15 protein-coding genes are annotated in these 18,300 nt (G+C 72.7%); 8 read left to right on the top strand and 7 right to left on the bottom strand.

The features are described 5' to 3' along the window. Nucleotide 1 precedes the first annotated feature (1 nt). Nucleotides 2–1,768 carry an acyl-CoA dehydrogenase family protein gene (locus tag WME98_RS28100; protein WP_437944805.1) on the bottom strand — a complete coding sequence of 589 codons (1,767 nt, stop codon included), beginning with the start codon at nucleotides 1,766–1,768 and terminating at the stop codon, nucleotides 2–4. Between the two features lie 510 nt (nucleotides 1,769–2,278). Further along, nucleotides 2,279–3,187 carry a polyprenyl synthetase family protein gene (locus WME98_RS28095; protein ID WP_437954028.1) on the bottom strand — a complete coding sequence of 303 codons (909 nt, stop codon included), beginning with the start codon at nucleotides 3,185–3,187 and terminating at the stop codon, nucleotides 2,279–2,281. Nucleotides 3,188–3,288: 101 nt separating this feature from the next. Between WME98_RS28095 and crtD the strand changes: the two genes are divergently transcribed. Genes crtD through WME98_RS28080 form a run of 3 tightly spaced genes read left to right on the top strand, consistent with a single transcriptional unit; the run spans nucleotide 3,289 to nucleotide 6,226 of the window. Next, entirely contained in the window at nucleotides 3,289–4,857 is a 1,569-nt protein-coding gene (gene crtD, locus WME98_RS28090) for a 1-hydroxycarotenoid 3,4-desaturase CrtD (RefSeq protein ID WP_437944803.1), read from the top strand. Continuing rightward, nucleotides 4,854–5,738, top strand: coding sequence for a carotenoid 1,2-hydratase (locus WME98_RS28085; protein WP_437944801.1), 885 nt, complete (start codon nucleotides 4,854–4,856; stop codon nucleotides 5,736–5,738). The genes crtD and WME98_RS28085 overlap by 4 nt, the downstream gene beginning before the upstream one ends. Beyond that, complete coding sequence (locus WME98_RS28080; RefSeq protein WP_437944799.1) at nucleotides 5,735–6,226, top strand: beta-carotene hydroxylase; 492 nt, start codon at nucleotides 5,735–5,737, stop codon at nucleotides 6,224–6,226. The genes WME98_RS28085 and WME98_RS28080 overlap by 4 nt, the downstream gene beginning before the upstream one ends. Here the strand turns inward: WME98_RS28080 and WME98_RS28075 are convergent. From WME98_RS28075 to WME98_RS28065, 3 genes are read right to left on the bottom strand one after another with little or no spacing between them, the layout of a single operon-like run. Further along, nucleotides 6,211–7,674 (bottom strand): lycopene cyclase, encoded by a 1,464-nt coding sequence (locus tag WME98_RS28075; protein WP_437944797.1) that lies wholly within the window; start codon nucleotides 7,672–7,674, stop codon nucleotides 6,211–6,213. The genes WME98_RS28080 and WME98_RS28075 overlap by 16 nt on opposite strands. Continuing rightward, nucleotides 7,671–8,627, bottom strand: coding sequence for a phytoene/squalene synthase family protein (locus WME98_RS28070; protein WP_437944795.1), 957 nt, complete (start codon nucleotides 8,625–8,627; stop codon nucleotides 7,671–7,673). The genes WME98_RS28075 and WME98_RS28070 overlap by 4 nt, the downstream gene beginning before the upstream one ends. Next, complete coding sequence (locus tag WME98_RS28065; RefSeq protein ID WP_437944793.1) at nucleotides 8,608–10,200, bottom strand: phytoene desaturase; 1,593 nt, start codon at nucleotides 10,198–10,200, stop codon at nucleotides 8,608–8,610. The genes WME98_RS28070 and WME98_RS28065 overlap by 20 nt, the downstream gene beginning before the upstream one ends. A 147-nt stretch (nucleotides 10,201–10,347) precedes the next feature. Between WME98_RS28065 and WME98_RS28060 the strand changes: the two genes are divergently transcribed. Further along, nucleotides 10,348–11,262 carry a MerR family transcriptional regulator gene (locus tag WME98_RS28060; RefSeq protein WP_437944791.1) on the top strand — a complete coding sequence of 305 codons (915 nt, stop codon included), beginning with the start codon at nucleotides 10,348–10,350 and terminating at the stop codon, nucleotides 11,260–11,262. A gap of 46 nt (nucleotides 11,263–11,308) precedes the next feature. Here WME98_RS28060 and WME98_RS28055 read toward each other — a convergent pair whose 3' ends face one another. Then, entirely contained in the window at nucleotides 11,309–11,890 is a 582-nt protein-coding gene (locus WME98_RS28055) for a YtfJ family protein (RefSeq protein ID WP_437944789.1), read from the bottom strand. A 366-nt stretch (nucleotides 11,891–12,256) separates the two neighbouring features. On the opposite strand from WME98_RS28055, the gene WME98_RS28050 reads away from it, so the two are divergent. From WME98_RS28050 to WME98_RS28040, 3 genes are all read left to right on the top strand, one after another. Then, complete coding sequence (locus WME98_RS28050) at nucleotides 12,257–12,721, top strand: Hsp20/alpha crystallin family protein (RefSeq protein ID WP_437944788.1); 465 nt, start codon at nucleotides 12,257–12,259, stop codon at nucleotides 12,719–12,721. 91 nt (nucleotides 12,722–12,812) lie between these two features. Further along, nucleotides 12,813–13,193 carry an Hsp20/alpha crystallin family protein gene (locus WME98_RS28045; RefSeq protein ID WP_437335878.1) on the top strand — a complete coding sequence of 127 codons (381 nt, stop codon included), beginning with the start codon at nucleotides 12,813–12,815 and terminating at the stop codon, nucleotides 13,191–13,193. Between the two features lie 191 nt (nucleotides 13,194–13,384). Beyond that, nucleotides 13,385–15,037, top strand: a complete 1,653-nt coding sequence (locus WME98_RS28040; RefSeq protein WP_437944786.1) for a hypothetical protein — start codon at nucleotides 13,385–13,387, stop codon at nucleotides 15,035–15,037. A 237-nt stretch (nucleotides 15,038–15,274) separates the two neighbouring features. On the opposite strand, the gene WME98_RS28035 is transcribed toward WME98_RS28040, so the two are convergent. Next, nucleotides 15,275–15,988, bottom strand: a complete 714-nt coding sequence (locus WME98_RS28035) for a hypothetical protein (protein WP_437944784.1) — start codon at nucleotides 15,986–15,988, stop codon at nucleotides 15,275–15,277. A 623-nt stretch (nucleotides 15,989–16,611) separates the two neighbouring features. Here WME98_RS28035 and WME98_RS28030 point away from each other — a divergent pair. Next, nucleotides 16,612–18,261: an adenylate/guanylate cyclase domain-containing protein gene (locus tag WME98_RS28030; RefSeq protein WP_437944782.1), complete on the top strand. Its 1,650-nt coding sequence runs from the start codon at nucleotides 16,612–16,614 to the stop codon at nucleotides 18,259–18,261. Nucleotides 18,262–18,300 lie beyond the last annotated feature (39 nt).

Here is an 18,300-nt window from a genome sequence, read left to right as displayed (position 1 = left end):
CTCAGGGCAGCGATCCTTCGAGCAGGGCGCGCGCGATGCCCTGCGCGAGCACCTCGCGCGTGCCGAGGTGGAACGCGAGGCTGCGCGCGTCGAGCAGGAGCCGCGCCGGGACCGAGCTCTCGGCATAGCCGTTCGCCCCGTGGATCTGCATGCAGGCGTCGGCCGCGTCCCACGCGGCGCGGCTCGAGAACAGCTTCGCCATGGCGGACGTGAGCTCGCACGGCTGCCCCGTGTCCGCGGCCTGCGCCGCGGCGCGCGTGAGCTGGCGCGCGGCCGCGACGCGGGCGATGAGCCCGCCGATCCGGTGCGCTACGCGCGGGAAGGAGATGAGCTGCGACCCGAACTGCACGCGCGTCCTGGCCCGCTCGAGCGCGAGCTCCAGCGCGGCCTGCGCCACGCCCACGCCGCACGCCGCCGCGTAGACGCGGCCGATCGCGAGCGACCGCTGGACCTGGGCGATGCCCTCGCCCTCGCGCTCGCCGAGCAGCGCCTCGCGGCCCACCTGGAGCCCCTCGATCCGGAGCTCGTAGTGGCCCATGCCGCGCTGTCCGAGCGCCCGCAGCTCGGCCCCGGCGATCCCCGCGTCCGGGAAGTCGGCGCCGGGCGCGCCGCGCCGCTTGGCGATGGCGAAGAGGCTCGGCCCGAGCGGCTGCTGCCCCTGTCCGCCGGGCGCCGTCGTCCTCGCGAGGGTGAGCACGAGGTCGGCGCGCGACGCGCCGGTGACCCAGGTCTTCTTGCCGGTGATGAGGTAGCTGCCGTCGGCCTGGCGCTCGGCGCGCGTGGCGACGCGCGCGAGGTCCGACCCGTAGGCGGGCTCCGAGAGCGCGAGGGCGCAGCGCGCCTCGCCGCCCGCGATGCGCGGCAGCCAGGTCCTGCGCTGGAGGTCCGTGCCGGATCGGGCGAGGAGATCCGCCGCGATGGAGGCGGTCATGGTGAGCACGCCGAAGCCGAGCGACCCGCGCGCGAGCTCCTCGACGGCGGCGGCCATGGCGGCCGCGCCGAGCCCATCGCCGCCGTGCTCCGGCGCGGTGGCCAGCCGGAACACCCCGAACTCCCCCATGCGGCGGACGATCGACTCCGGGATGAGCCCGTTGCGCCGGTGGATCTCCGGGGCGAGCGGCTCGACGAGGCGCTCCACGAAGTCGCGCATGTTGTGCCGTATCCAGCCGACGCGCTCGTCCTCGGCGCCGCCGCAGCCGGGGATCCCTTGCTCCGCGGCCGTGCGCGCGAGCGCCGCCACGGCCGCGCCCGACCCCGCGTCGCGCGCCCACGCCGTGACCGCGGGGTGCCCGATCGCCTTGGCGACCTCGTCGTCGCGGAGCTCGAGCTCGCCGAGCGGCGCGATCTCTCCGCCTCCCAGATCGACGCCACCGCGCAGCGAGAGCAGCAGCGCTCCGGCGTGCGCCTCGGCGACGGCCCTGGCCTCGCCGCCCGCCTCGCACGCCCAGCTGGCGAGCGATCTGCAGGCCTCGATCTCCGCGTAGAGGTGGGCGAGCGCGTGGGCTGCGAGCTGGTGTCGATCGAGCAGCATGCGCGACACGTGCAGCGGCACGGAGGCGCTCGGCCGGACGAAGCTCGCGCTCCTCGGCGCGCCCCGGAGGCCTGCGTTGGTCGGGCTCCCGACGTCCACCACCCGGTCCCGGAGCCGCCCTCGCGCGACGCGCGCGAGCTGCTCGACGGAGGTGATCGCCTCGCGCATGCCCCCTGGGCTGTCGGCCTCGAGCTTGCGAGAAACGATGGTGGCGTGCTGCTCCCGAATCGCCCTCATCCCCAATCCCCCCGATCGCGGACTACGACCCACCCCTTGCTTCACGAGGCGCAGGGCATACCCCCTCTGCGCCGCCCCACGCTCATCCCCGCCGCGGCAGGCGCGGAAAGGTCTGCCGAGGATGGCACTCCAAACACCGTTCGTCGAGCCGGCCCGCACGCCCTCTGTCTCGGATCGACGTCACATTAAGGCCTTTCCCGAAGCCCGTTGTTCGCTTCCGTCCGGCGACGCGCAAACAGCCCTGTTCCTCCGCAACCCCTAAGTCTCGGACGGCCCGCGAGCTCCCCCTTTCAAACCATCGTAGGCCCCTCGGTGTGTGTTCGCGCCGGGCGCGGACGGGCTGATGTCCCGAGCCCGGCCATAAGCCTCGGACGGCCCCCCTTTGAACAGCCGTAGGCCCCCTCGGTATGTGTAGTCGCGCCGGGCGCGGACGGGCTGATGTCCCGAGCCCGGCCATAAGCCTCGGACGGCCCCCCTTTGAACAGCCGTAGGCCCTCCGGTCGAGGCCGGCTACGCCGAGCTCACGTTCGGGACTGCCGCCCGCACCGCGCACGCCCGGAGGAGCCTGTCCCCCAGCTCGACCGCCCACAACCGCACGTCGTCGGCCCGCGGGCACTGCGGCACCGACTCGACCGCGTCCTGGATGAGCCGCTGGAGCAGCCGCGTCGTCCCCGAGAGCCCGAGCTCCAGCGCCGTGTTCGGCCGCCCCAGCGCCCCGTCCCGCCCCGCCGGCTTGCCCATGTCCTCGGGCTGGCCGATCAGGTCGAGCACGTCGTCCGCGACCTGGTACGCCTCGCCGATGCGCTGCCCGAGGTCCCGCCAGGCGGCCCCGTCCTGGCCCGCCGAGAGCGCGCCCAGCGTCGCCGCCGCCTCGAACAGCGCCCCCGTCTTCGCGCGCCGGTACGCCGACAGCGCGACCTTCCCCTCCGACTCCCACGCCTGCCCGGCGATGATCCCCTGGGGCATCCCGACGCCGCCCGCGAGCACCTCGAAGAACCGGACCGCCCGCCGCGCGTCCGACACGCCGCTCGCCACCGCGTGGAACGCGCCGCGCGCCAGCGCCTCGAAGGCGAGCACGATCAGCTGATCGCCGGCGAGCACCGCGATCGGCTCGCCGAAGGCCCGGTGGACCGAGGGCTGGCCGCGCCGGATCGGCGCGTCGTCGAAGCACGGGAGGTCATCGTGGACCAGCGACGCGCAATGGATGAGCTCGACCGCCGCCGCCGCCGCGTCGGTGACCTCCGGCGCAGGATCGCCGTACGCCGAGGCGACGGCCAGGCAGAGCCGTGGCCGGATGCGAGCGCCCCCAGGGAAGACGGCGTGGTGCGTCGCCGCGAGGAGCCCGGGCGGCGACGCGGGCGAGGAGAGCGACTCGATGGCGACGAGAAGGACGCGCTCGATCCGGCGATCGAAATCCATATCGACCGAGTTTTGGGCGATGATCAAGGGATTGTCAATAGTTTGAACACTTGTTAAACAAAGTATAGACAAACCACCCGCGCCAGGTACACTGCGGCTCCATGGTGGACAGAAGAGGTCGCGTCGTGGTGATCGGCGGGGGCATCGGCGGGCTGACCGCGGCCGCGCTCCTGGCATCGAACGGGCTCGACGTCGTGCTACTCGAGCGGGCGCCGCGCGTCGGCGGAAAGATGCGCGAGCTGGCCATCGGCGATCGCCGCCTCGACGTCGGCCCGACGACGCTCACGATGCGGTGGGTCTTCGACGAGATCTTCGCGTCGCTCGGGCTCCGCTTCGGGGACTGCGTGCCGCTCCGCCCGGTCGAGACGCTCGCGCGCCACGCCTGGCAGGACGGCTCGACGCTCGATCTCTTCGCGGACCTCGAGCGCAGCGCGGACGCGATCGGCGCGCTCGCGGGGGCGCGGGAGGCGGACGGGTACCGCCGGTTCTGCCGGTACGCGCGGGAGATCTTCGACGTGGTGGAGGCGCCGTTCCTGCGCGCGGAGCGGCCCACGCTCAAGACGATCCTGAGCACGGCGGGCAGCCTGGGCCTCGGCGGGATGATGAAGATCGACGGGCACCGCACCCTCCACCGCGCGCTCACCGACTTCTTCGCGGACGCGCGCCTGCTCCAGCTGTTCGGGCGGTACGCCACCTACTGCGGCTCGTCGCCGTACCTCGCGCCGGCCACGCTGAGCTTGATCGCGCACGTGGAGCGCGAGGGCGTCTGGTCCCCCGAGGGCGGGATGTACCGGGTGGCCGAGGCGCTCGCCGCGGCAGCGACCCGCGCCGGGGCGACCCTGCGCTGCGGCGCGCACGTCGCCGCCATCGAGGACGGCCGCGGCCGCGCGACGGGCGTCGTGCTCGAGGGCGGCGAGCGCATCGAGGCCGACGCGATCGTGATGAACGCCGACCCGGCGGCGCTCCGGCGCGGCCTCTTCGGCCAGCGCGCCGCCCGCAAGGCCCCGGCCGAGGCGCCGCGGTCGCTCTCGGCGCGCACCTTGGCGCTCGTCGCCGAGGTGAGCGGCTTTCCCCTGCTCCGGCACAACGTCTTCTTCTCGAGGGACTACGAGGCCGAGTTCCGCGACCTCTTCGATCGCGCCGAGACCCCGCGCGACCCCACCATCTACATCTGCGCCGAGGACCGCTGGAACCAGCCGTCCCCCGGGCTCGACGCGGCGACCGCGCCTGCGCCCGCACCTACAGAAGAGCGCCTGTTTTTCATCGTCAACGCCCCTGCGACCGGTGATATGCACACCCCCTCATCCACGGAGATCCACGAATGGGAACAGCGCGTGTTCCAGCAACTGCAGCGGTTCGGCCTCTCGCTGAGGAGCACCAGCCCCTCCCCGGTGTCGACGACGCCGGCGGACTTCGAGCGCATGTTCCCGGCGACGGGGGGCGCGCTGTACGGGCCGGTGTCCCACGGGTGGAACTCCACCTTCGCGCGCCCGGCCTCGCGCTCGAAGCTCCCGGGCCTGTACTTCGCCGGCGGGAGCGCGCACCCGGGGGCGGGCGTGCCGATGGCGGCGCTGAGCGGCCATCTCGCGGCGCGGAGCGTGATGGAGGACCTCGCTTCGACCTCGAGATCCCGAGCGGCGGCTACGCCTGGTGGTACCTGGACGCGGTGAGCGACGACGGCCGGAGCGCGATCACGATCATCGCGATGCTCGGGAGCGTCTTCTCGCCGTACTACGCCAGGGCCCGCGCGCGCGGCGCCGCGGACCCGCTCATGCACTGCGCGATGAACGTCGCGCTGTACGGCCCGCGCGCCGATCGCTGGGCGCTGACCGAACGTCCGCGGGGCGCCGTCTTCAGGGCGCCGCGGTCGCTCGCCATCGGCCCGAGCGTGATGGAGTGGTCCGGGGGCGAGCTCCGCGTCGCCTTCGACGAGGTCACGGCGCCGGTCCCCTCGCGCCTCGCCGGGACCGTGCGCCTCCGCCCGTCCGTGCCCGAGCCCGCGGCGCTGGGCGCGCGCGCCGGGGTCGCGCTGGACCGGTGGGGGCGGCACCGCTGGTCGCCGCTCGCGCCGATCGCGCGCGCCGAGGTCGAGCTCGCGCACCCGTCGCTGCGCTTCTCCGGCAGCGCCTACCTCGACACGAACGCCGGCGACGAGCCGCTCGACCACGCCTTCGAGCGCTGGACCTGGTCGCGCGCGGTCGGCTCGGACGGCATCGCCCTCACCTACGACGTCCGGCGCCGCGACGGCACGCGCATGCTCCTCTCGCCCGCGTTCGACGCGAGGGGCGGCGCGCGCGAGCTCCCGCCGCTCGCCCCGCGGCCGCTGGGCGACACGCGCTGGGGCATGGCGCGGGACATCGCCGCCGACCCGGGCTCCGCGCCGCGGCTCCTCCGCACCTACGAGGACACGCCGTTCTACGCGCGTTCCCTCGCGGCCGCGACGTTCGGCGGCAAGCCGGCGACGGTCGTCCACGAGGCCCTGTCGCTCGACCGCTTCGTCAGCCCCTGGGTGCAGCTCCTCCTGCCGTTCCGCATGCGGAGGGCGCGATGACGCTCGCGATCTGGATCGCCACGGCGCTCGCCGCCTTCGCGATCATGGAGGTGTGGGCCGCGCTCCTCCACGGCAGGGTCTGGCATCACGCCCTCTGGAGCATCCACCGCTCCCACCACACGAAGCGGCGCGGCGCCTTCGAGCAGAACGACGCGCTCGCGTTCCTCCACGCCCCGATCGCCGCCGGGCTCATCATCTACGGCGTCGACGGCGCGCCTGGGACGCTGCGCGAGGCCGCGTTCGGCTTCGGCCTCGGCATGACCGCCTTCGGCCTCGCGTACGTCCTCGTCCACGACGGCCTCGTCCACCGGCGGCTCCCGGTCTCGGGCCTCGCGCGCATCCCCTACCTCGCGCGCGTCCGCGACGCGCACCGCGTCCACCACAGCACCGGCGGCCCGCCGTTCGGCCTGTTCCTCGGGCCCCTCGTCCTCGCGCGCCGGGCAGCGACGGGCGCCGCGGAGGACGCGCCCCCTCAGCGCGCGCGGTAGAGCTCCCGCGCGAGCCCCGCGCCCCAGCGGCCGATGGCTCGGAGCGGCAGCGCGCTCACGACCTCGCGGTACACCTCGGGCCGCCGCGCCGCCGTCTCCCTCAAAAAACGAACGAAATCGGCCGGTTGCATCTCGTCGCGCAGCAGCGCCGCGTAGGCCTCGTCGCCCATCGCGTGGAGCACGGCGAACGCCGTGTTGAGGAGCGCGTTCATCTCCCCTGCCCTCGCCCCGCCGGCCGGCCTCGCCATGAGGGCCGCGAGCGCGCCCGTGCCCGAGTGCACCGGCGCGTCGCGCGCCGCGCTCGGCGCGCTCGGGTCCGCCACCGCGCGCGCCAGGTCGGCGGCCGTGGTCGCGAGCTCGCGGACGTTCGCGCCGAAGCCGCAGAACGTCAGCGGCGAGTGCCGCGCCGCCGCGTCCCCCACGAGCCGCACCCGCCGCCCCGGCGCGCGCGGCGCGGGCGACAGCCGCGACCAGCCGGGGATGAACCCGAACGTCGGCCGGACGAGCCGCGCGTCGCCCTCCTTGTACCGCGAGAGGAGCCGGAAGAACCGCGCGTACAGCGACAGCAGCGCGCCCGGCCCGACGTCCCCGGAGCGCGCGTAATAGAAGAGGTAGACCGTCGTCTCTCCCGGCCGCCCCGGGAACGCCTCCCAGAGGTGCTGCCGGCCCTCCTCGACGTCCTCCGTGGTGGCGAGGATCTCGCCGACGTCCGGCCGGATCCGCCGCTCGCCGTCGCCCTCGGCCAGCCCCGCGAGCACGCCGCCGACCGTCGGACAGACGAGGTCCGCGGTCGCGTACGGGCTCGCCGCGCCGCGCGCGTCGACGAGGAGCCGCGCGGACAGGCCGCGCGGCGCGGCGCCCGGCCGCGCCTCGGCCACCGCGAGCGCGACCGCGTCCGGCCCCTCCGCGTGCCCGAGCAGCGCGTGCCCGTCGAGCAGCGTCACCCCGAGCGCCTCGGCCCGGGCCCGCGCCGCGGCGAGCAAGCCCCCCGCGTCGATGGCGTGATCGAGCACGCCGCGCACCGGGTACGTCCCGCCGCCGTGCCAGCGGCACAGCCCCTCGACGTAGCGGGCGATCACGAGCCGCTCCACCTCGCCCGGCGCGAAGATCCCCGACGCCTGGAGCGCGGCCACCTCGGCCGTCCCGGCGTTCCACTCGCGGTGCGCCGCGCCGATCCGCGCCCGGTCGAGCACCGCGACCCGCAGCCCGGCCGACGCGAGCATCGGCGCGAGCAGGAGCGACAGCCCGCCGCCCGCGATGACGACGTCGAAATCGACGGCGGCGCCCCGGCCCGGCGGCCGCGGCGCCGCCGCGGGCCGCGAGGGCTCGGCCCGCGCCGCGTCGAGGTGCTCGAGGCGCGCGAGCAGCGCCTCGCCGCCCGCCTCGCGCACGCGCGCCCGCGCCGCGTCGAGCTCCCGCGCCGCCGCGCCGCCCGCCCCGGCGCTCATCGCGCCGCCTCCAGGAGGAAACGGACCTCGTCGAGCGGCGGGGCCGCGCCGTGCTCGCGCTCGTCCGCCGCCGCGACCGGCCTGTGGACGAGCGCCTGCAGCACGAGCCACAGCTTGCGGCCGGGCGACACCACGGCCCGCGCCGACACCGAGTCGAAGCCGCGGCGCGCGATGGCGCGCCCGATGTCCGCGTAGATCAGCCGCGCCGCCTGGATCGCGGCGCGGCAGTCGCGCGGCAGCATCGGGATCCCGGCGCCCGCGCGGCGGTAGAGCACCTCCGCCTCGTCGAGCAGCCGCGCGACGATCCGCCCCAGCCGGTCGTCGAAGGCGGGCCGCAGGAGCCACGCGTCCGGCTCGATCCCGGCCTCCCGCATCCACGCGAGCGGCAGGTAGATCCGCCCGCGCCGGGCGTCCTCTCCCACGTCGCGCGCGATGTTCGTGAGCTGCATGGCGACGCCCAGATCGCACGCCCGCGCGAGCGCGTCGGGCCCGCGCGCCCCCATGAGCGTCGACATCGTCGCGCCCACGGCGCCCGCCACGCGCGCCGCGTAGGCGTGGAGCTCCGAGAGCGTCTCGTAGCGGCGCCCCTCCGCGTCCCACGCGAACCCCTCGAGCAGCGCCTCGATGAACGCGCGCGGCAGCGCGTGCGCCGCCATGACGTGGGCGAGCGCCCGGTCGACGGGGCCGCCGTCGGGGTTGCCCATCGCCGCGCGCGCGAGCCGCTCGCGCAGGGCCGCGACCGCCGCCGCGGCGGCGGACGGCGGGGCGTGCTCGCCGAGCTCGTCGACCGCGTCGTCGGCGACGCGGCAGAACGCGTAGAACGCCGCCGCCGGCTCCCTCACCCGCGCGGGCAGGAGGAGCGCCGCGGCGGCGAAGCTCTTCGACCCCTTGCGCAGGAGCGCCCTGCACGCGGCGAAGTCCGCCGCCGACGCCTCAACCGAAGGTCGATGCATCCGGCACCACCCGATCCAGCACGCGCGCCGACGAGAGCACCCCGGGCAGGCCGGCCCCCGGGTGCGTCCCTGCCCCGACGAGGTAGAGGTGCTCGACGTCCTCGCTCGCGTTGTGGGGCCGGAAGAAGGCGCTCTGCGTGAGCACCGGCTCCGGCCCGAACGCCGCGCCCCGGAACGACAGCAGCCGGTCCTGAAAATCCTGCGGCGTGAGCAGCCGCGAGCTCGCGAGCGCGCCCTCGAGCCCCGGCAGGAGCGTCGCCTCGAGCAGCGCCGCGATCGAGCGCCGGTAGCGCTCCTGGGTCGCGGGCCAGTCCGTGCCGCTGAGCAGGTTCGGCACCGGCGACAGCACGTAGAACGCGTCGCACCCGGGCGGCGCGAGGGCCGGGTCCGTGGCGGTCGGCCGGTGCAGGTACAGGCTGAAGTCGTCTGCGAGCACGTGCCTCTGGAAGATGTCCTCGAGCAGCGGCTTGTACCGCGGGCCGAGGAGGATGGTGTGGTGCGCGACGTCCGGGTACTGCCGGCGCGTGCCGAAGTACCACACGAAGAGGCTCATCGAGTAGCGCTGCCGCTCGATGCGGCGGTCGGTCCAGCGCCTCCGCGCCTCGGGCGCCACGAGGTGCCGGTACGTCCACGCCGAGTCCGCGTTCGAGACCACGACGTCGGCCGCGAGCCGCTCCCCCGACGCGAGCTCGACGCCCCGCGCGCGGCCGCCCTCGACCGAGATGCGCCGCACCTCGGCGCCGCACCGCACCGACCCGCCGAGCCCCTCGATGAGGGACACGAGCCCGCGCACGAGGGCGCCCGTGCCGCCGATCGGGAAGTGCACGCCCCAGTTGCGCTCGAGGAACGCGATCAGGCTGTAGATCGAGGTCGTCGAGAACGGGTTCCCGCCGACGAGCAGCGGGTGGAAGCTCAGCACCTGGCGCAGGCGGTCGTCCTTCACGTGCTTCGCGACGAGCCCGTAGACCGTGCGGTAGCTCTCGAGCCGCATCATGTCGGGCACGATGCGCGCCATGTCCGTCCACGACCCGAACGGCACGTGGGCGAGCTCCTCGAACCCGACGCGGAAGATCGCCTCGCTCATCTTGACGAAGCGCTCGTAGCCCTCGACGTCGCCGGGTGACAGGCGCGCGACCTCGGCGCGCATGGCGGCGGCGTCGCCCGTGTAGTCGAAGGTCACGCCGTCGTGGAAGCGGATCCGGTAGAACGGCGCCACCGGCCTGAGATCGATGTCGTCGGCCATCTTCCGGCCGCAGAGCTGCCAGAGCTCCTCGAAGAGGAACGGCGCCGTGATGACGGTCGGCCCCGCGTCGAAGGTGAAGCCGTCCTGCCGGTGGACGTACGCGCGTCCGCCCGGCGCGTCGAGCTTCTCGACGACCGTGACCTCGTAGCCCCGCACCCCGAGCCGCACGGCCGCCGCGAGCCCCCCGAAGCCGCTGCCGATCACGACGGCGCGCGGCCTCGGACCCCGGCGGCCCGCCGCGCGCGGCGCTCGCGCCGGTGCAGCCCCGTCCTCGCCCGGCGAGGCGCCAGGCCGCTCTTCCTGCGCCGACGAAGCGCTGGTGTTTTGCATGGCGGCGAGTATAATGTTTGTCCCAGCCTTTGACAAAGGCGAAAACATCTGCACAAGATGGCCTTCCTGGGCCTCGTTGCCCGCCGGCTCGGCGCGTCGAGCCGGCGCAGGCGGCTGGGGTCCGGCGGGTTGACCAGGGTTGTCCACGTGAGCCGCTACAGAATCCATGCCGTCTCCAAGATGTGTGGCGTGTCGTCGGCGACGCTGCGCGCGTGGGAGCGCCGGTACGGCGTGCCGTCCCCTGCGCGCACGGCGTCGGCGTACCGCCTGTACAGCGATGACGACGTCGCGGTGGTCAAGAAGATGCGCGACTACGTGAACGGCGGGATGGCGGCCGCCGAGGCGGCGCGCATGGTGCTCGAGACGGAGGCGCCGCGCGCGCCGGCGCCCTCGAACGGCGGCGACGCGTTCGCGGGCGCGAGCGAACGCATCGTCGACGCCGCGATCCGGTTCGATCCCGACGGCCTCGAGGCCGAGGTGAACCGGGCCCTCTCGCTCGGCCCTGCGGTGACGATCTTCGAGCGCGCGCTCGGCCCTGCGCTCGAGCGCATCGGCGATCTCTGGCACGAGGGGAAGATCACGGTCGCGCAGGAGCACCTCGCCTCGCAGGTCCTCGGCGCGACGCTGCTGCACCTCCTGCGGCTCGCGCAGCCGGGCGAGAGCGGGCGGCGCGTGCTGCTCGCCGCCTTCGCCGACGAGGATCACGTGCTCGGGCTGTTCGGCATCGGCCTGCGCTTCTGCGCGTGGGGTTTCCGCTCGATCGTGCTCGGCCCGCGGACGCCGCCCGCCGCGATCGCGCGCGCGGTCGAGTCGCTCGCGCCGGACATGGTCGCGCTGACGGTCGCGATCCCGCCGCCGCCGCCGACCGCGCGCGAGCTCATCGACGCCTACGCCGACGCCTGCCGGGACGCGGCGTGGATCGTGGGCGGCGCGGGCTCCGAGGCGCTCCGGCCGTTCATCGAGGCGCGCGGCGGCATCGTGGCGGCCCCGGACGTCGGGGAGATCCGCGCGCAGGTCGAGTCCGCGCTGCTCTCGCGCCGGCGCCGCAAGGACGCGAGCTGAAGGCGCGCCGCGGCCGGCCCTCGATCTGACGGAGCGCGCGCCGCGGTCAGCCCTCGACCTCTTTGCGGAGCAGGTCGAGGAGCTTCGCCTGCGCCTCGGGCTTGAGCTTGCCCTCGGCCGCGAAGAGCACCTGGCCGTTCTTGCCGACGAGGATGACGTTGCTGATGCCGCGGCGGAGGCGGTAGGCCTCGCGGAAGGTGCCGTCCCAGTCGCAGTAGATGGTCGCGCCGACCTTCCGCGACTCCTCGCGGATGGCGTCCTTCACGAACCCCTTCGCCGGCCAGAAGTCGTAGGAGCTCACGTCGGCGACCGCGGCGACGGCGATGGCTCGCCGGTAGCGGTCGCCCTTCGCGAGCTTCGCCACCGCGTCCTTGAGCGCCTGGTTCTGCGTCGCCGAGTCCTTGTCCTCGTACATGATGAGGACCGGCTTGCCCCACAGCGCCTTGAGCTGGAGCTCGCGGCCGTCGGCGTCCTCGACGCGCGCGTTCGGCGCCCGGTCGCCCACGGGCGGCAGCGCCAGCGCGGCGCCCGCGATCAGCGCGAGGGGCAGCGCCGCGGCGGACGCGGCCGAGAGGAGGCGGGCGGTCCGCGAGCGGCGAGCGGCGAGCGGGCGGTTCGGCATGTCCATGGTTCGTAGCATTTCCGGGAACGTGCCCCCAGGGTTGTTCAAGCTGGTCGATGAGCCGGGCGGGCGCGGCAGGAGCGTCGTGCTGGAGGTTGCCGGAGGCGTCTTGCGGATGTCCTGGAGGTCCTTTGCCGGGAGGCGGGCCGCGGCTGTTGTGTCCGCTTTTCCTGCCGGTCTGGCGCGGGCGCGGGCGGCTGGCCCGGCTCTTGACACCCCCGGCGGCGTGCGAAGATTGGGCGGTGCGAAGAGACCGGCTCTCGGAGCCAAGGTCCCGTAACGCTACAACAAAACGGCCGTCGCGAGCAGGGTGACGGCGCCGCGGGCGAGGCCCCGGCGCGCGCCGCGCGCGGGGGTCACGGAGGAGTCGTCATGCTGAACCGTTACACGGATTTCGATCGCACGTTTGCCATGATGGATGAGCTTCGCCGGCGGATGGATCGGGTGTTCGAGGAGTACGACGCGCCCCGCTCGTCGCTCCGCGGCGAGTTCGACCAGTCGCCCCGGTACACGGCTGGGCCGCGCATCCACCTCTACGACACGGGCAGCGCGCTGGTCGTGAAGGCGGACCTTCCTGGGCTGACGGAGAAGGACGTGCAGATCTCGCTCAACCAGGACGTCTTGACGGTGAGCGGCGAGCGCAAGCCGGACGCGCCCGAGGGGTATCTGGTCCACCGCAAGGAGCGGGGCGGGGTGCGCTTCAGCCGGAGCTTCACGCTGCCGAGCAAGGTCGATCCCGAGAAGACGACGGCGGTGCTGAGGAACGGCGTGCTGACGCTGACGCTGAACAAGGCCGCCGAGGCGCAGCCGCGGCAGATCACGGTGACGGCGCGCTGAGGCAGGCGGGAGCCGACGGAGAGGGAGGCTCCCGCGAGCAGCGGATTTGGAATGCGTTGAATGGAGAGGAAGCGAGGAAGGAGTGAAGAAGATGAGCACCGATCGCAACTTGACGAACCGCGCTGAGACCAGCCCTGAGAAGATCCAGCAGCGCCCTGCGGTGGCCCCGGCGGTGGACATCTACGAGAACGCCGAGGAGCTCCTGGTCGTGGCGGATCTTCCGGGTGTGACGCAGGATCATCTGGCCATCCGCCTGGAGAAGGGGGAGCTGAGCTTCGAGGGCCGGCGGACCGACGCGGCCGAGCGCGAGCAGAGCGCGGACAACCTGCCGGACTTTCGTCGCAGCTTCGTGGTCCCGCAGGGCATCGACTCGGACAAGATCTCCGCGGAGCTCCAGGCGGGCGTCCTGCGGATCCACCTGCCGAAGAGCGCGTCGCTCAAGCCCCGTCAGATCCCGATCAGCGCGAGCTGATGTGGCGTGTGAGCGGTCGAGGCACCGCGTTGCCGGCGAGCGGCGGGCCCCTCGGGGCGCGTCGGGGCGGCGCGCGGTGCCTCTCGCGCGTTCGGGGCGCCCTCTGTCGAGGTGCCCCCTGTCCTGGGGGGGCCGGTCTCGGCTACTGTTTCCGCGTGCCTCCTCTGCGTCGTGTCCTGCCATCCTTTACCTTGGCCGCGCTGCTCGTCTCCGGCTGCGGCGCGCTGCTCGGCCTCGACGAGTTCACCGATGCGTCCGCCGGGGGGACCGAGGGCGGCGGCGACGCGACGCCCTGCGCGCGGGGCGACACACGGGCGTGCTACGAGGGCGCGAGCGAGACGGAGGGGGTCGGCGTCTGCGCGCCGGGCACGCAGACGTGCGGCGCGGACGGGAGCTGGGGGGCTTGCGAGGGGCAGGTGCTCCCGGGGGAAGAGGACTGCAACGAGCGGGGCGATGAGGACTGCGACGGCGTGGGGTGCAGCGACGTCGTGTGGGCGAGGATCTTCGGCGGGGGGTCCTTCCAGTGGGCAATGTCGGCGGCGATCAGCCCGAGGGGGGATCGCATCGCTATCGCCGGCACCTACCGCGATGAGCTCAACTTCGGCCCAGATCCGACGACGGCCCTGCCCGAACAGCCTCGTGGTGGCGCATTCCTCGCCGTGTTCGATGGCGAAGGCAACCATGTGTACAGTCGCGGCGTGCCGATCGAAGGGGAGAGCGCTGCCGTGGTGGCACTGGATGCGGAAAGCAATGTGCTGTTCGCTACCGAGTACGCGGGGACTGTGAACCTCGGCGGCTACGATCTCCCGGCCCAAGGCACCAACGACATGCTGGTCGTCAAATTCGACGCGGACGGCAGGCACCAGTGGAGCAAGCAGTTCGGCGGCTCGGAGGGCTACACCACACCGACCGACATAACCGTAACACCGGACGGCGACGCTGTGATCACCGGAATTTTTGGCGGCGCCCTGACCTTCGGCGGCCCGACGTTCGAGACCGCCGAGATCTCGGACATGGACGGCTTTCTGGCGCGATTGAGCGGTGAGGACGGCACGCCTGTATACAGCGTCCACATCGGGGATCGCGCGGACTATCCCCCAGGCCAACAGTGGTCCAAAGGCGTTGGGGTTGATGAGATGGGCCGTGTGGTGGTCGCCGGCACATTCGTAAGCTCGGTCGACTTCGGCGCTGATCGTACCTATGAGTCGTCCAGTACGGGGCCGTCCGGCTGGGTGGCCCAGTACGACGCGAGGGGGATGCTTACCTGGAACACAGCCTTCATCCATGGCGACGGCAGCGCGGTCGAGATCGGTGGCATCGACGTGGATCCTGACGGCAACGTCGGCATTGTCGGGCTCTTCTCCGGCATGGTCACGTTTGTGGGCACGGGCGTCTCGGTGGATGTTACGCGCGAGACGACCGGCGCAGACGACGTCGATCTGTTCGTCGTCCGCCTGACATCGACCGGTGCCCACTCATGGTCCAAACGGCTTGGAGACGCGACCGATCAGAGCTGGAATATACCGATTCAGGGCGTCGCGCTCGACACGGAGGGCGAGCTCGTCTTCACCGGCGGGTTTCGCGGGAAGGTGGATTTTGGCGGCGGGGAGCTGAGCGCAAACGATACCGACTGGTTCATCGCCAAGTTCGATGCTTCGGGAACTCACCGGTGGAGTCATCGTTACGGCAGCGGTGCAGCGTTCCAGGGGGCGATGTCCGCGGCGATCCATCCGAAAACGCGCGAGATCGTCGTCGCAGGCGTGAGTGACGGCGCAATCGACGTGGTTGATCCGCCACTGCTGACGGATCGTGCCAGCGTGGTACTGGCACGGCTGTCACCCTGAGCGCGACGCCTGGATGGCGACTAGCTCCTTGCGGCGCACCCCTCCGAGAGCAGCCCCGGACAGAGCATCGCCGGACGTTCCCATCAGCTCCACGGTCGTGCAGGGCATTGGCTCGGACAAGAACTCTGCGGTGCTCCAGAACAGCGCCCTTCGCCTCCGCTTCACGACGAGTGCGTCGCTCTAGCCCTGCCGCGAGTCGTCATCCGATTGACGCGCGCTGACACGGCGCTCCGAGAGTCATCCGTCCGGATTGCCCTGGACCTTCAGTGTCCATTTCGCGTCCTCGCCGCAGGCGGTGCCCTCCACGTGCCGCACCTCGATGGAGAACCAGAGGTGGTCGTCATCGATCGAGCGATCATTCCACGTGGTCATGAACGACTCAGGTGTGCCTTGCCCCCTCACACCGGACGCGAAGCAATCTGGTACGCTGATATCTCCCTGATAGACGATCAAATCGAAGTTCATCCCCGGCGGCGAGGTGAGTGTGGCCATGAAGCTCTCGGTGAGGGGAGGGATGGTGAAGTCGTCGACGACGTAGACCTTGAACCACTTTGACGTGGTCCCTGTCACCGTTATCGAATCGGCATCAACGTCGCCCGAGATCTCACCGAGGTCCTCTGCCCCAGTGCACGTGTTCGGCGCCCCATAGTCGCACTCGCCCGCCGCTCCTCCGTCGCCGCCCTCGCCACCGCCTCCATCGCTGCTCCCGCCCTCGCCCCCGGCGCCGCCGGCCCCGGCGGAGCTCGAGCTGGTGCTTGCGCTTGAGCTCGATCTCGAGCTGGAGGACGCGTCCACCCCTCCGTCGCCGCCCTCGCCTCCCCCGCCGCCGCTTCCGCCTCCGCCGGCTTGCTCCTCGTAGTACCCGGGCATCAACTCGTCGGTGCCGTTGGCGCACGCAGCGAGGATGAGGAGGAGCGCAGGAACGACCAGCTGCCGGTGGGGCGTGAGCATTGAGAGCATTCTATCTGCTCTCGCGAGAGCGGTCCAAGGAAGCCACCCAGGTGAAATGCGATACCGTGACGATGCGCACCACGGGCCCGTAACGCCGACGACCTGCAGAGTTGCATCCGTTACCATAAACCTGAATTTCCCAGGAGATGACCAAGGCGCACCGCAGCACGGACGGCCGCGGCAACGTCGTCGATACACACCTGGAACTCGGTACCTGGCGCCCTGCTCGGTCCGCCACCTGACGCGCTGCTTGGGCCGGAAGGACATCGCCCCCTCCCGGCCCGCCCAGCATCGAGGCCCCCCGTCCCGACGAGCGCCAGTTCCCCGGAGCCCCGCGCCCTTCCCAGCCCCCCTCGCGCCGCGCCCCGCCCGGCATCCCACCCGCTTGCTTCCACCTCGGCGTCAGCATCGGTCCACCACGCCTCCGCCCCATCCGCCGCTCCATCCGCCGCGCTTCCGCGCCGGCGCGCATTTCGATAGGCTCGGCGTCGCTGACGCTGAAGCCCGCCCTCGACGCCCTGCTCTCGCTGCGCGCGAAGACGCTGCTGGCAATCGCCGCCACGCTGCTCGGGCTCAGCTTTGCCCTGTACGGCGTCTCCTCGCGGGCGCTCCTCGCCAACTCCATGGCCGCCGAGGCGCAGGACACGCGCCGCACCGTCCAGGTCGCCCTCAACCTGATGAGCCAGGCCGTCCACGACTTCAACGCCCGCTGGACCGACTGGAGCCAGTGGGACGACGCCCACGGGTTCGTGCAGGACGGCAATCAAGAGTTCGTCCGCTCGAACCTGGTCGCCGAGCTCTTCGACATCGCCCGCATCGATCTCGCCGTCTTCGCCGACGCGGACGGAATCCCCGTCTACAGCACCGGTTACGATCGCGCCGGGAAGCGCTGGGCCCCGCTCCCTCGAGGCATCGCCGAGCGGCTCCGCGTCGGCGATCTCCTGTTCGGGCCCGATGCGCCGTCGAGCGCGGTCCGGGGCGGCATCGTCCTCCTGCCGGACGGGCCCATGCTCGTCTGCTCCCAGCCGAGCGTCGGCAGCTCGGGCCGCGGAGCCGTCGCCGGCACCGTCACGTTCGGCCGCTTCCTCACCGACGCCGAGATCAAGCGCCTCACCGAGCCCGCCGGCCTCTCGCTCGCTGTGCGCCGCCTCGACGACCCCGACCTGCCCGCCGACTTCCGCGAGGCCAGCGCCGCCATGGCCGGCCCCGAGGCGATCCTCGTCCACCCGCTCGGCGAGGACCGGATCGCCGGGTACACCGTCCTCGACGACATCGACGGCCGGCCGGCGCTGCTCCTGCGCGTGGACAACGACCGGGCGATCCTCAGGATGGGCCACGACACCCTGCGCTACCTCGTCCTGGTGACGGTGCTCGTCGGCCTGGTCTTCGGCGGCGTCACCCTGCTGCTCCTGGAGAGGCTCGTCCTCTCCCGGCTCGCCCGGCTCAGCCGGGAGGTCACCGACATCGGCGGCGTCGGCGACCTCTCGGCGCGGGTCGCCATGCCGGGCACCGACGAGCTGTCGCGCCTCACCGGCTCGATCAACGGCATGCTCTCGGCCCTCGACGCGAACGCCCGGCGCCAGAGCCAGCAGAAGACCGCGCTCGAGCAGGCGAAGGCGGCGGCCGAGCGGGCCCACGAGCGCTCGGACCGGCTCCTCCTCAACATCCTGCCGCGATCGATCGCCGAGCAGCTCAAGGAGCACGAGCAGCTCATCGCCGAGCACTTCGAGGACGTGACCATCCTCTTCGCGGACATCGCCGGCTTCACCTCCCTCGCCGCGCGGCTCAACCCGACCGAGCTCGTCGGCCTCCTCAACCGCATGTTCTCGTCGTTCGATCAGCTCGCCGACCAGCACGGCCTGGAGAAGATCAAGACCATCGGAGACGCCTACATGGTCGTCGGCGGCCTGCCCGCGCAGCGCCCCGACCACGCGAGGGCGATAGCGCGGATGGCCCTCGCGATGACGCGCGCCATGAGCCAGTTCCTGGCCGACGACGGCGAGCCGTTCCGGCTCCGGATCGGCATCAACACCGGGCCTGTCATCGCCGGCGTGATCGGCAAGAAGAAGTTCAGCTACGATCTCTGGGGCGACGCGGTGAACGTGGCGAGCCGCATGGAGTCGAGCGGAGAGCCCGGGCGCGTCCAGGTGAGCGAGGCGAGCTATGCCCTGCTCCGGGGGGACTTCCTCCTCGAGGAGCGTGGCCTCGTGGCGATCAAGGGCAAGGGCGCGATGAAGACCTATTGGCTCCTCGGCGAGAAGACACCGCAGTAGCGCGGCGGCCGCGCGGCGCGCGACACGCGATGCGGGGCG

It is taken from the genome of Sorangium sp. So ce296 (assembly GCF_051529605.1).
Lineage (GTDB): Bacteria > Myxococcota_A > Polyangia > Polyangiales > Polyangiaceae > Sorangium > Sorangium cellulosum_D.
Note: the sequence above shows the minus strand (reverse complement) of the source record. Positions and strands in the feature narration are given on the sequence as shown.